Genomic DNA, 13445 nt, shown 5'->3' on the forward strand with positions numbered 1-13445 from the left:
GGCACCCGCGGACCCGAACGCGCCCGTCGACCCGAACGCCCCGCAGGCACCCGCGCCGGAGCCCGGCCGCGTCGACAACGCCGCCGGCGGCTTCAGCTACGTGGTGCCGGCAGGCTGGGAGGTCTCCGATTCCACCCAGCTGTCCTACGGGCAGGCCCTGCTGACCAAGCTGCCGCCCGAGGGCGCCCCGGCCGACGCTCAGCCGCCCAACGACACCAGCGTGCTGCTCGGCCGGCTCGACCTGAAGCTGTTCGCCGGCGCGGAGAACGACAACACCAAGGCCGCCCAGCGACTGGCCTCGGACATGGGCGAGTTCTTCATGCCGTTCCCGGGCACGCGGATCAACCAGCAGACCATCCCGCTCGACGCCAACGGCATGACCGGCGTCGCGTCGTCCTACGAGGTCAAGTTCACCGACACCAACAAGCCCAACGGCCAGATCTGGGCCGGCGTCATCGGCACCCCGGTCGCCCCGGGCACGCCGCGCGGGCAGCGCACCCCTGAGCGCTGGTTCGTGGTGTGGCTCGGCACCGCGGCCAACCCGATTCCGCAGAACGAGGCGGTCACGCTCGCGAACTCGATTCGCCCGTACACGCCTCCGCCGCCCCCGGTCGCCGACCCGAACGCGCCGGTGCCCCCGGCGGATCCGAACGCGCCGGCGCCGCGCCCCGCGGTCGGTGTGCCCGTGCCGGTCGACCCGAATACGGCGCCCGGAATGCTGCCACCCGCCTGATCGTGTCCGTTCGCTGCCTGTTTCCACTGCCGTTTCGTTACCCGGCGTAGGTATACCTGGGCTTGACCCGGTCGCATTCGCTCCGGGTCGGCGACAGAACAGGAGTACCTGATGGACGTCGTGGCAGCTACCGAGTTTCTCGCCCGTTCGACCACGCTGACCAGCGTGGGCTGGATCGGCTACATCATCATCGGGGCGCTCGCGGGATGGCTCGCCGGCAAGATCGTGAAGGGGTCCGGCTCGGGCCTGCTGATGAACATCGTGATCGGCATCGTCGGTGCCCTCATCGGCGGCTTCCTGCTGAGCTTCTTCGTCGACACCGCAGGCGGCGGCTGGTGGTTCACGCTGTTCACCGCCATCCTCGGTGCGGTGATCCTGCTGTGGATCGTCGGGAAGGTCACCAAGTCGCGCGTCTGAACGCGCCCGCACGTGGCATCGTGAAGCGGGTGACCGCGCCCACGATGCGGGCCTGGCAGGTGCGAAAGCCCGGGCCGATGGCCACCCGGCCACTGGTCCGGGCCGTCGTGCCGGTGCCCGAGCCCGGCCCTGGCGAGCTGCTCGTCGAGGTACGGGCCTGCGGGGTGTGCCGCACAGATCTGCACGTCACCGAGGGTGACCTGCCGGTGCACCGACCCTCGGTCATCCCGGGCCATGAGGTGGTCGGCGAAGTTGTCCAGATCGGCCCCGGGCTCGGCGCGCGGAGCGGCACGCGGTTCGCCGTCGGCGACCTGGTCGGCATCGCGTGGTTGCGCCACACCTGCGGCGAATGCCGGTACTGCCTGCGCGGGCACGAGAACCTGTGCCCGCGGTCCCGTTACACCGGCTGGGACGCCGACGGCGGCTACGCCGAGTTCGCGACGGTGCCGGAGGACTTCGCGCTGCGCCTGCCCGACGGTTACTCCGACACCGAACTGGCCCCGCTGCTGTGCGCGGGCATCATCGGCTACCGCGCGCTCGCGCGTGCCGACCTTCGGCCGGGCGGCCGGCTGGGCATCTACGGATTCGGCGGCAGCGCGCACCTGACCGCGCAGGTGGCGCTCGCGCGCGGTGCCGAAGTGCATGTGATGACGCGGGGCGGGCGCGCCAGAGACCTGGCGCTGGCTCTCGGCGCCGCATCGGTGCAGGGCGCGGCCGACCCGCCGCCGGTTCCGCTGGATTCGGCGATCCTGTTCGCCCCGGTCGGCGAGCTGGTGCTGCCGGCGATGGCCGCACTCGACCGCGGCGGCACGCTGTCCATCGCCGGGATCCACCTCACCGACATCCCGGTGCTGAACTACCAGCGACACCTGTTCCAGGAGCGCCAGATGCGCTCGGTGACATCGAACACCCGCACCGACGCTCAGGAGTTCCTGGACTTCGCCGCCGAACACCGGCTCCAGGTGTCCAACCCGCAATACCGGCTCGACCAGGCCGACGAGGCGCTCGGCGATCTCAGCGCCGGCCGGATCGCCGGCGCGGCGGTACTGGTCGGATAGTCGTCAGGACAGGTGCCACACCAGCGCGGCCGCGAGCGCACCCAAACCGTTGAGTGACCAGTGCAGCGCGATCGGCGCGATCAAGCTGCCGCTGCGGCGCCGCAACCAGGAGAACACGAAGCCCGCCGCGGCAGTGGCCACGACCGCGCCGACGACGCCGACGACCATGCCGAAGACCCCGCCACCGAGGATCCGGGTGAAGCCCACGTTGCTCGCCGTCAGGCCCATCGACGTGGCGATATGCCACATCCCGAACAGCAGCGACCCGGCGGCGGCGACGCCGCGCCACCCCCAGGCCCGGTCCAGCGCGCCGTGCAGCACGCCCCGGAAGGCCAGTTCCTCAGGGATCACCGTCTGCAACGGAATGATGATCATCGACGCGACCAGCGCGCCCGACAGCGTCGCGTAGTTGTTGTTCAGGAACAGCGGCCGCGTCCAGGGCAGCAGGGCGCCGATCGCGATCACGGCGCCGACCAGGCCGACCGCGCCGAGCGCGTACCCGGCACCGGACCGCCAGTGCTCACGGCCCAGCCCGAGCTCGCTCCAGCCCAGTCCGCGCGAGCGCACGACCAGCACCAGCCCGACCGCGGCGGCAGGCACGACGACCACGTTGGCCCACGGGGTGGTGAAGTGGGCCAGCAGGTTCGACAGCGCGAGCACGACCACGACGACCGCGATATCGACATAGGTCCGGAAGTGGTGGAGCGCGGCGAGCTGAGCCACCACGGGGTGTGGCTCTACCGGCGAGGCGACGGCATCTGACATAACCGCACCAGACTACCGGTCATTCGTTGTCGCCCCCGGTGGACGCGGTGGCGTCGACGCCGGCCGTGCCGAACCCGGACTCGCGCGCCGCGGGCCACACCCAGTCCTTGACCTCGGGGATGTCGTCGCCGTGCGCGCGGGTGTACTCGCGCGCCGCGAGCCGCTTGTCGGCCATCTGCTGACGCAGCGGCGCGCACCGCGAACCCAGCGACGGCACCCGGTCGATCACGTCCATCACCAGGTGATAGCGGTCGAGGTCGTTGAGCATCACCATGTCGAACGGCGTCGTCGTGGTGCCTTCCTCCTTATATCCGCGCACGTGCAGGTTCGGGTGCCCGGCGCGGCGGTAGGTGAGCCGGTGGATCAGCCACGGGTATCCGTGATAGGCGAAGACGATGGGCCGGTCGGTGGTGAAGATCATGTCGAAGTCACGGTCGGTCAGCCCGTGCGGATGCTCGGTGGAGTCCTGCAGCCTCATCAGGTCCACGACGTTGACGAAGCGAACCTTCAGGTCGGGCAGATGCTGGCGCAGGATGTCGGCGGCGGCCAGCGCCTCCAGCGTCGGGACGTCACCGGCCGAGGCGAGGACGACGTCGGGGTCGGTGCCCAGCAGCTCCGAACCTGCCCACTCCCAGATACCGACCCCGCGGGTGCAGTGCGCGACCGCCTCCTCCATGGTCAGGAACTGGGGGGACGGCTGTTTGCCCGCCACGACGACGTTGACGTACTGGCGTGACCGCAGGCAGTGGTCGTAGGTCGACAGCAGCGTGTTGGCGTCCGGCGGCAGGTAGACGCGCACCACCTTGGCGCTCTTGTTCACGACGTGGTCGATGAAGCCCGGGTCCTGGTGGGAGAACCCGTTGTGGTCCTGGCGCCAGACGTGACTGGACAGCAGGTAGTTCAGGCTCGCGATGGGCCGCCGCCACGGGATCTCGTCGGTGACCTTGAGCCATTTGGCGTGCTGGTTGAACATCGAGTCGATGATGTGGATGAACGCCTCGTAGCAGTTGAACAACCCGTGCCTGCCGGTCAGCAGATAGCCCTCCAGCCAGCCCTGGCACTGGTGCTCGGACAGCATCTCGACGACCCGCCCTACCCGGGCCAGGTGCTCGTCGACCTCGGGACCGAAGAACTCGGCGTCCCACTGTTTGTCGGTGGCGTCGTAGACGGCCTGCAGCCGGTTCGACGCGGTCTCGTCGGGGCCGAAGATGCGGAAGTTGTGCGGGTTGAGCCTGATCACGTCGGTCAGCCACTGGCCGAGTACGCGGGTGGATTCGGCGATCGTCGCGCCGGGAGCCGGCACGTCGACGGCGTAGTCACGGAAGTTCGGCAGGCGCAGGTCTTTGAGCAGCAGCCCGCCGTTGGCGTGCGGGTTGTCGCTCATCCGCAGCTGCCCGGCGGGAGCCAACGACGCGATGTCGGGCAGCAGTTTGCCGTCACCGTCGAACAGTTCGTCGGCACGGTAGGAGGCCAGCCAGTCGGCCAGCACGCGGAGGTGGTCGGCGGTGTCGCGGGCGTTGGCCAGCGGCACCTGGTGCGCCCGCCACGAACCCGTGGTCTTCTTGCCGTCGATGGAGGCCGGCCCGGTCCAGCCTTTCGGGGTCCGGAAGATGATCATCGGCCAGCGCGGGCGCGACTCGTCGTCGGTGGCGCGGGCTTTGATCTCGGCGATCTCGTCGAGGGCGTCGTCGAGCAGGGTCGCGAAGCGGCGGTGCGCGTCGGCATGGTCCCCGTCGGCACCCCCGTCGGCGTCGTCGGGCACCTCGAAGAAGTACGGCTGGTAGCCGTAGCCGGTCATCAGGCTGCGCAGTTCGTCGGTGGGGATGCGCGCCAGCACCGTCGGGTTGGCGATCTTGTAGCCGTTGAGGTGCAGGATCGGCAGCACCACGCCGTCCTGGGCGGCGTTGATCAGCTTGTTGGAATGCCAACTGGTCGCCAGCGGTCCCGTCTCGGCCTCTCCGTCGCCGACCACCGCGGCCACCAGCAGGTCCGGGTTGTCGAAGGCTGCCCCATAGGCGTGGGACAGCACGTAGCCGAGTTCGCCGCCTTCATGGATCGAGCCGGGAGTTTCGGGGGCCACGTGTGACGGGATGCCGCCGGGGAAGGAGAACTGACGGAACAGCCTGCGCAGTCCCTCGTCGTCCTGGGTGATGTCGGGGTAGATCTCGCTGTAGGTGCCGTCGAGATAGGCGTTGGCCACCAGGCCCGGACCACCGTGGCCCGGACCGGTCAGGTAGATGGTGGACTGGCCACGCTCCTTGATGGCCCGGTTGAGGTGGGCGTAGAGGAAGTTCAACCCCGGGGTGGTGCCCCAGTGCCCGAGCAGCCGCGGCTTGACGTCGTCGCGGGTCAACGGCGTACGCAGGAGCGGGTTGGCGAGCAGGTAGATCTGGCCGACCGACAGATAATTCGCGGCCCGCCACCACCGGTCGATCTGGTCGATCTCGGCGTCACCGAGCGGGCGACGTTCCACGATTTTCCACGCGTCGGCCTTCCGCGCGTCGGCCGAACTGTCCTGGGCTGTCGTCGTGGTCGTCATCTGTCCATCCAACTCCGCATCGGGGTGCAGTCAACCCGTACCCGATGGCGTGGGCGTTAATCTTTCTGCCGGCACCGCACGTGCCCGCCCGGCGTCTCGACGACTCCGCCCCACAGCGAAAGGCAGCCCGCTCTGATGCCCATCGATCCCAGGACGCCGGTTCTCATCGGCTACGGTCAGGTCAACCAGCACCAGGAGGACCCCGCCGTCGAACCGGTCGATCTGATGGCGGCGGCGGCCCGCGAGGCTGCCGATGCCCGGGTGCTCGAGGCGGTCGACGCGATCCGTGTCGTGAACCTTCTTTCGTGGCGTTACCGCGATCCCGGATTGCTTCTGGCGCAACGCATCCGGGTCGACAAGGCGGTGACCCGCTACACCGGCATCGGCGGCAACGTGCCGCAGACCCTGGTCAACCTGGCCTGTCTGGACATCCAGCAGGGCAGTGCCGAGGTGATACTGATCGCCGGCGCGGAGACGTGGCGCACCCGCACCAAGCTGCGCGCGGCGGGCCGCAGGCCGGACTGGACCAGGCAGGACGAGTCGGTGCCCGTGCCTCCGGGCGCCGATGAGAGCGTGCCGATGGCGGGCCCGTCCGACATGCGGATCAACCTCGACCGGCCGGCCTACGTGTATCCGATGTTCGAGCAGGCGGTGCGCATCGCCGCCGGTGAAACGCCCGACGAGCACCGCAGGCGCATCGGCCAGTTGTGGGCCGGGTTCTCGGCGGTGGCCGCCGCCAACCCGCACGCGTGGAGCCGCGAGGCGCTGACCGCCGAACAGATCTCCGAGCCGTCGCCGAAGAACCGGATGGTCAGCTGGCCCTACACCAAGCTGATGAACTCCAACAACATGGTCGATCAGGGCGCGGTGTTGATCCTGGCCTCGGCGGAGAAGGCACGACAACTGCAAATCCCCACGGAGCGTTGGGTTTTCCCGTACGCGGGTGCCGACTCGCACGACACGTACGCGATCGCCGAGCGGGCCGAGTTCCATGCCTCCCCGGCCATCCGCATCGCCGGACTGCGCGCGCTGGAGCTGGCCGGCGCCGGGGTGGACGACATCGACCTGATCGACGTGTACTCGTGCTTCCCGTCGGCGGTGCAGGTGGCCGCCCGCGAGCTCGGGCTGCCGATCGGGGACCCGGCGCGGCCGCTCACCGTCACCGGCGGGCTCACGTTCGCGGGCGGGCCGTGGAACAACTACGTCACCCACTCGATCGCGACGATGGCCGAGCTGCTGGTCGCCGAGCCCGGCCGGCGCGGCCTGATCACCGCCAACGGCGGCTACCTGACCAAGCACAGCTTCGGCGTGTACGGCACCGAGCCCCCGGAGCACGAATTCCGTTGGGAGGACGTGCAATCAGAGGTGGACCGGGAGCCGACCCGCACCGCGGCGGTGGAGTGGGCCGGAGTGGGCACCGTGGAGTCGTGGACCACCCCGGTGAACCGCGACGGGGCGCCGGAGAAGGCGTTCCTGGCCGTGCGGACCCCCGAGGACGCCCGCGCGCTCGCGGTGATCACCGATCCCGAGGGCGCCGCGGTGACCGTGGCCGAGGACATCGCCGGCGCCGCGGTGCGGGTGCACCCCGACGGCACCGCGACGCTGGAGTAGACGCGCGGGCAGCGTCGGTAACGCGGCTGTCACGTGGGCGGCATGTCCCGGTAGTCGCCACGACCTACGTTGCTCTCCCATGAAGACGCTGCGACACCCCGCTCTGCAGATCGGCATCGCCGCCGTCGCCGGGATTCTCTTCGGCCTGGCCGTCGGCGAGTGGGCGGCCAACCTCAAGTTCGTCGGCGACCTGTTCATCCGTCTCATCCAGATGTCCATCGTGCCGCTGGTGATGGCGTCGGTCATCGTGGCGACCGGGTCGATGACCGGCGCCGGCACCGGCAGGATCGCGGTACGCACCTTCGGGTGGATGTTCGGCTTCTCGGTGGTCGCCGCGCTGCTGGCCTGGGTGCTCAGCACCGCGTTCCAGCCGGGCACCGGCATGGTCTACTCCGAGGAACTCGACCCCAGCCTGGAGGAGTCAGCGGGTGAGGCGCTGGGCTGGCAGGACACCGTGCTCAACTTCGTCTCGACCAACATCTTCGCCGCGATGTCGACGGCGACCATGGTGCCGATCATCGTGTTCTCGCTGCTGTTCGGTATTGCGCTGCGCGTCCACGTCACCCGCACCGGCGACACCGGGGTGCTCACGTTCATCGACCAGATCCAGCAGATCGTGCTGACGATGATCCGCCTGGTGATGTACATCGCGCCGATAGGTGTGTTCTGCCTGCTGGCCGACATGGCGGGGGACGTGGGTTTCTCGGTCGTCACCACCGCGCTGAAGTACCTCGGCACCACCCTGGCCGGGGTCCTGATCCTGTTCGTGCTGTTCGTCGTCGTGGTCACCGTCCGGACCCGGCTGAACCCGTGGAAGCTTCCCGCGAAACTGGCCGAACAGACCGCGATCGCGGTCACCACCACCAGCTCGGCGGTGACCTTCCCGACCGTGCTGAAGAACACCGTCGAGAAGGTGGGGGTGAGCCAGAAGGTCGCCAACTTCACGCTGTCGATCGGGCTGACGATGGGCTCCTACGGGGCCGTCCTCAACTACATGATCGTCGTGATGTTCCTCGCGCAGGCCGGCAACGTCGAGCTGAGCTTCGGACAGATCGCGCTCGGCATGGCGCTGGCGATCCTGCTGAACATGGGCACGATCACCGTCCCGGGCGGCTTCCCGGTGGTGGCGATGTTCCTGGCGACGTCCCTGGGTCTGCCGTTCGAGGCCGTCGGACTGCTGATCGCCGTCGACTGGTTCGCCGGGATATTCCGCACGTTCCTCAACGTCAACGGCGACACGTTCGTGGCGATGCTGGTCGCCGACGCCGACGACGAGATCGACCGTGACGTCTACAACGGCGACAAGGTGGTCGTGGCCGAGGAACTCGACATGGCCGACTACGACGCGGCGATGGCCCGCGCGGATCGAGCCGACTGATTACCGATGACTAGAGCAGACCGAGCGCGGCGACCGCGTCACGTTCGGCTCGCAGCTCGGCGACGCTGGCATCGATGCGGGTCCGCGAGAACGGGTTGATGTCGAGGCCCTCGACGATCTCCCACCGGCCGTCGACCGAGCGGCACGGGAACGAACACACCAGGCCCTCGTCCACTCCGTAGGCGCCGGGGGAGGGCAGCGCCACCGACGTCCAGTCGCCGGCGGGGGTGCCGTGTACCCAGTCGTCGATGTGGTCGATCGCGCCATTGGCCGCCGACGCCGCCGAGCTCGCGCCCCGCGCCTCGATGATCGCGGTGCCGCGGCGGGCCACCGTCGGGATGAAATCGTCTGTCAGCCAATGGGTGTCGGCAGCATAGTCGGCACCCGAGCGGCCGCCGACGACCGCGTGGAAGATGTCGGGGTACTGGGTCGGGGAGTGGTTGCCCCAGATCGTCATCCGGCTGATCTCGGCGACCGGGACCCCGGAGTGGCGGGACATCGCCGCGATCGCCCGGTTGTGGTCCAGCCGGGTCAGCGCGGTGAAACGCTCGGCGGGGATGTCGGGGGCGTGCGCGGCGGCCACCAGCGCGTTGGTGTTGGCCGGGTTGCCGACCACCAGGACGCGCACGCCGGCTGCGGCGCCGGCGTTGAGTGCGCGGCCGGCGGCGGCGAAGATCGCCGCGTTCGCGCCGAGCAGGTCCGCGCGCTCCATGCCTTTGGTGCGTGGCTTGGCCCCGACCAGCAGCGCGACGTCCACGCCGTCGAACGCACGGACCGGGTCGTCGTAGACCTCCAGGCCGGCCAGCAGCGGGAAGGCGCCGTCGTCGAGTTCCATCACCACCCCCTCGGCGGCACGCACCGCGTCGGGAAGCTCCAGCAGACGCAGCGTGACCGGGGTGTCGCGCCCGAGCATGGCACCGGCGGCGATACGGAACAGCGCCGCGTAGCCGATGTGGCCGGCGGCGCCGGTGACGACGACGGTGACGGGCAGTTGGTCTGTCGGCATGCTGTCGACCCTACTCAGGGGGCGTCAGCCGGGACGTCGGTGTAGACGGGGACGTAGCTGTCGGCGGCGAAGGTGAACCCTTCGCCGCTGGCTTCGGACAGGCAGGAGATCCCGGTGGCTTCTTGCACGTTGCAGCGGAAGCCGGCGACGGCCAGGATGCGGTTGAACGGAAGCTTCTCGGCCTGTTCGGTTTTCAGCGTGAAGCCCGGGGACGGTACTGCGGCGAAGTGCGGCCCGCCGGTCCGGTCGACGACGACCGCGGTGGGTGCGGCCGGTCGGCCGTCGGGTCCGGGCACCTCGTCGGGCGCCGCCTGGATTCCGAGCGCCGACGGTGACTGGGCGTTCTGGCAGCCGGCGCGCAGCCGCGGGATGATGGCGCAGGCCCATCGTCCGCTCGGGGACACGAAGTAGTATCCCGTCTGCTCGCCGGAGTCGGCTGCGAAGTCATACGCGTTGGCCAGGTGGGCGTTGCTGGGCCTGGTGCTCGTCGGTGCCGGCGCTGCGGCACTCGATGCGGGCGACGCACTGTCCGGTGTCGTGACCACGGTGGGTCCCGAGCAGCCCGCGGCGAGCAGCGTCAGCGCGGCGAGGCCGACACGGATCGGGTTTCGCATGGCCCCATTGGATCATCCCGCGGCTAGGCCGTGACCGCGTCACGCAGCTTGTCGTCGAGCGACACCCGCACCAAAGCCGCCGCGAGCCGGGCACATTGGGAGCGTCCAAGCGCGGCCAGCTCGTCCGCGTCACCCGGCAGTCCCAGCTTCGTCGCCGCGCCGACGGCACGGGAATCGAAGTACGGCCGCGCCCAGGTCCACACGTCCTGGACCTCGCGCAGGAAGATGTCGGCCCCGGTGTCGCCGATCCCCTTGAACTGCTTGAGCAGTCGCTTGGCGGCGGCGACGTTCTGGTCACAGCGGGCGGCCAGCTGCCGCAGGTCGCCGTGGTAGTCGTCGCGGACCGCGGTGGCGATGTCGGCCAGCCGCGTCGCCGAACTCTCGTCGTAACGGGCGTAGCCGGCGCGTCCGAACGCGGCGATCATGGTGCGGCGGTCGGCTCCGAGCACGGCGTCGGGGATGCGCAGCTTCGCCTCGAACAGCTCCCTGGCCGCCCGGGTCGCGACCGCGGCGTCGATCGGCTTGCTGGCGAGCATGCACAGCACCAGCAGTTCGAACAGGGGCATCGGCTTGTCGGCCAGCGTGATGCCGGCTTCCTCGGCGTAGGTCGTGCCCGCCGCGTCGACGAGCCGACGGAGGGTGTCGTCGTCACTCATGGCGGTCGGCTACCCGGCACGCGCACCCTCATGCGCGAGCAGACACAAACTCGCACGAATCCGGGAGGAAACGTGCGAGTTTGCGTCTGCTCGCGGTAAAGCCGCAGGGGTTAGGCCGCGGCGGTCACCGTTTCGTCGGCAGGCACCAGCGCCTGCGCGACGATCTCGGCGACGTCGGTCATCGGCCGGACGTCCAGCGCGTCGAGCACCTCGGCCGGGACATCGTCGAGGTCGGCCTCGTTGCGCTGCGGGATGAACACCGTCGACAACCCGGCGCGCTGCGCGGCGAGCAGCTTCTGCTTCACCCCGCCGATCGGCAGCACCCGCCCGTTCAGCGTGACCTCACCGGTCATGCCGACATCGGAGCGCACCTGACGTCCGGTGGCCATCGAGACCAGCGCGGTCACCATGGTCACCCCGGCCGACGGACCGTCCTTGGGCACCGCGCCCGCAGGCACGTGCACGTGGATCCGCCGGTCCAGCGCCTTCGGGTCGACGCCGAGTTCGGCCGCGTGCGAACGGACGTAGGACAGCGCGATCTGCGCGGACTCCTTCATCACGTCGCCGAGCTGACCGGTGAGCTGCAATCCCGCGTCGCCGTCGGTGGAGCCGGCCTCGATGTAGAGGACGTCACCGCCGAGGCCCGTGACGGCCAGCCCGGTCGCCACGCCGGGCACCGCGGTGCGTTCGGCCGACTCGGGCATGAACCGCGGACGGCCCAGGTACTCGACCAGGTCCGGCTCGTCGATCGTGATCGGCGACGGGTCGGCGGCCAGTTTGGTGGTGGCCTTGCGCAACGCCTTGGCCAACAGCCGTTCGAACTGCCGCACACCGGGTTCACGGGTGTAATCCGCGGCGATCTTGCGCAGCGCCGCATCGGTCACCGTGACCTCGTCGGCGGTCAGCGCCGCGCGCTCGGACTGCCTGGGCAACAGGTAGTCCCGCGCGATCGCGACCTTGTCGTCGGCGGTGTAGCCGTCGAGCTGGATCAGCTCCATGCGGTCCAGCAGCGCCGACGGGATGTTCTCGACGACGTTGGCCGTGGCCAGGAACACCACGTCGGACAGGTCGAGATCCAGCTCCAGGTAGTGGTCCCGGAAGGTGTGGTTCTGCGCCGGGTCGAGCACCTCGAGCAGTGCCGCCGACGGGTCGCCCCGGTAGTCGGAGCCGACCTTGTCGATCTCGTCCAGCAGCACAACGGGATTCATCGATCCCGCTTCGCCGATGGCGCGCACGATCCGACCGGGCAGCGCACCGACGTAAGTACGGCGGTGGCCCCGGATCTCGGCCTCGTCGCGGACGCCGCCGAGGGCGACGCGGACGAACTTGCGGCCCAACGCGCGGGCGACGGACTCGCCCAGCGAGGTCTTGCCGACGCCGGGGGGACCGGCCAGCACCATCACCGCGCCGGACCCGCGCCCGCCGACCACGGCCATGCCGCGCTGGGCGCGCCGCGCCCGGACGGCCAGGTACTCGACGATGCGGTCCTTGACGTCGTCCAGCCCGTGGTGGTCGGCGTCGAGGATCTCGCGGGCGGACTTGAGGTCCGTCGAGTCCTCGGTCGTGACGTTCCACGGCAGCTCCAGCACGGTGTCGAGCCAGGTGCGGATCCAGCCGCCCTCCGGGCTCTGCTCGCTGGCACGTTCCAGCTTGCCGACCTCGCGCAGCGCGGCTTCGCGGACCTTCTCGGGCAGGTCGGCGGCCTCGATGCGGGACCGGTAGTCATCGGATCCGTCGGGCTCGCCGTCGCCGAGTTCCTTGCGGATCGCGGCGAGCTGTTGGCGCAGCAGGAATTCCTTCTGCTGCTTGTCCATGCCGGCGCGGACGTCCTCGGCGATCTTGTCGGTCACCTCGACCTCGGCCAGGTGGTCGCCGGTCCAGTCGATCAACCGGCGCAGCCGGGTGTCGACGCTCTCGGTCTCCAGCAGTTCGCGCCGCTGGACGTCGGTCAGGTACGACGCGTACCCGGCGGTGTCGGCCAGCGCGGACGGGTCGGTGATCTTGTTGACCACGTCGACGATCTGCCAGGCCTCCCGGCGCTGCAGCATCGCCAGCAGCAGTTTCTTGTACTCGGCGGCCAGCGCCCGGGTTTCGTCGGTGATGACGGGGTCGGCGACCTCGTCGACGAGCACCCACAGGGCGGCGCCGGGTCCGGTGGCGCCGGACCCGATGTGGGCGCGCCGCTCACCCTTGACGACGGCGGCCGAGCCACCGCCGGGGATGTGGCCGACCTGCACGATCGAGGCCAGCACACCGTAGGTCGGGTAGCGGTCGTCGAGCCGCGGCGCGATGAGCAGTTTGCCGGCCTCACCGGTCGGCGCGGCGGTCTGGGCCGCTTCGACGGCGGCGCGGGCGGCGTCGTCCAGTTCGATCGGCACGACCATGCCGGGCAGCACGATGGGTTCGCTGACGAACAACACCGGCACTTGCAGAGCTTCAGGCATCAAACCTCCAAAGTTGAACCTGATGCGCTCAACCTTGACGGCGCCCGATTTGTTCCCGGCCGGAATAGCCGGGACCGCCGCCGGGTCATAGCCTGCATGACCTACCCGGACACCGACCCCCTGAACGACACCGTCGTGGCCATCACCGGCGCCAGCAGCGGCATCGGCGAAGCCACGGCACGGCTGCTCGGCCACCGCGGCGCGCGCCTCGTGCTGGGCGCCCG

The 13445-nt window shown here is 69.9% G+C and carries 11 protein-coding genes and 1 pseudogene; 6 read left to right on the top strand and 6 right to left on the bottom strand.

Features of this window, described 5'->3' with window-relative positions; all coding sequences use genetic code 11:
- The 3 genes from MVA01S_RS24155 to MVA01S_RS24165 all read left to right on the top strand — a co-directional run.
- The coding region (locus MVA01S_RS24155) for an APA family fibronectin-binding glycoprotein (protein ID WP_060941721.1) at positions 1-733 on the top strand (733 nt) is incomplete at its 5' end.
- Between the two features lie 111 nt (positions 734-844).
- Positions 845-1150: a GlsB/YeaQ/YmgE family stress response membrane protein gene (locus tag MVA01S_RS24160; RefSeq protein WP_003932316.1), complete on the top strand. Its 306-nt coding sequence runs from the start codon at positions 845-847 to the stop codon at positions 1148-1150.
- A gap of 44 nt (positions 1151-1194) precedes the next feature.
- Entirely contained in the window at positions 1195-2208 is a 1014-nt protein-coding gene (locus MVA01S_RS24165) for a zinc-binding alcohol dehydrogenase family protein (protein ID WP_040542511.1), read from the top strand.
- A gap of 3 nt (positions 2209-2211) precedes the next feature.
- Here MVA01S_RS24165 and MVA01S_RS24170 read toward each other — a convergent pair whose 3' ends face one another.
- Together MVA01S_RS24170 and MVA01S_RS24175 are read right to left on the bottom strand one after the other, a co-directional pair.
- Complete coding sequence (locus tag MVA01S_RS24170) at positions 2212-2973, bottom strand: CPBP family intramembrane glutamic endopeptidase (protein ID WP_040542347.1); 762 nt, start codon at positions 2971-2973, stop codon at positions 2212-2214.
- A gap of 19 nt (positions 2974-2992) precedes the next feature.
- Positions 2993-5512, bottom strand: a complete 2520-nt coding sequence (locus MVA01S_RS24175) for a phosphoketolase family protein (protein ID WP_003932319.1) — start codon at positions 5510-5512, stop codon at positions 2993-2995.
- 135 nt (positions 5513-5647) lie between these two features.
- On the opposite strand from MVA01S_RS24175, the gene MVA01S_RS24180 reads away from it, so the two are divergent.
- Together MVA01S_RS24180 and MVA01S_RS24185 are read left to right on the top strand one after the other, a co-directional pair.
- The gene (locus tag MVA01S_RS24180; protein ID WP_003932320.1) at positions 5648-7123 is read left to right on the top strand and encodes an acetyl-CoA acetyltransferase; all 1476 of its coding nucleotides are present in this window, start codon (positions 5648-5650) and stop codon (positions 7121-7123) included.
- 79 nt (positions 7124-7202) lie between these two features.
- Positions 7203-8501 carry a dicarboxylate/amino acid:cation symporter gene (locus MVA01S_RS24185; RefSeq protein WP_060941722.1) on the top strand — a complete coding sequence of 433 codons (1299 nt, stop codon included), beginning with the start codon at positions 7203-7205 and terminating at the stop codon, positions 8499-8501.
- A 10-nt stretch (positions 8502-8511) separates the two neighbouring features.
- Here the strand turns inward: MVA01S_RS24185 and MVA01S_RS24190 are convergent, their stop codons facing one another.
- The 4 genes from MVA01S_RS24190 to lon all read right to left on the bottom strand — a co-directional run bounded on the left by MVA01S_RS24190 (position 8512) and on the right by lon (position 13221).
- Positions 8512-9507 (bottom strand): malate dehydrogenase, encoded by a 996-nt coding sequence (locus tag MVA01S_RS24190; protein WP_003932323.1) that lies wholly within the window; start codon positions 9505-9507, stop codon positions 8512-8514.
- Between the two features lie 14 nt (positions 9508-9521).
- Positions 9522-10121: a hypothetical protein gene (locus MVA01S_RS24195; protein ID WP_003932324.1), complete on the bottom strand. Its 600-nt coding sequence runs from the start codon at positions 10119-10121 to the stop codon at positions 9522-9524.
- Positions 10122-10144: 23 nt separating this feature from the next.
- Positions 10145-10777, bottom strand: coding sequence for an HhH-GDP family DNA glycosylase (locus MVA01S_RS24200; protein WP_003932325.1), 633 nt, complete (start codon positions 10775-10777; stop codon positions 10145-10147).
- 110 nt (positions 10778-10887) lie between these two features.
- The gene (gene lon / locus MVA01S_RS24205) at positions 10888-13221 is read right to left on the bottom strand and encodes an endopeptidase La (protein ID WP_003932326.1); all 2334 of its coding nucleotides are present in this window, start codon (positions 13219-13221) and stop codon (positions 10888-10890) included.
- Between the two features lie 96 nt (positions 13222-13317).
- Between lon and MVA01S_RS32135 the strand changes: the two are divergent.
- Positions 13318-13445, top strand: a pseudogene (locus MVA01S_RS32135) (oxidoreductase); the annotation flags it as partial.

This window comes from Mycolicibacterium vaccae NBRC 14118 = CIP 105934 (genome assembly GCF_001552715.1).
Classification (GTDB): Bacteria; Actinomycetota; Actinomycetes; order Mycobacteriales; family Mycobacteriaceae; genus Mycobacterium; species Mycobacterium vaccae.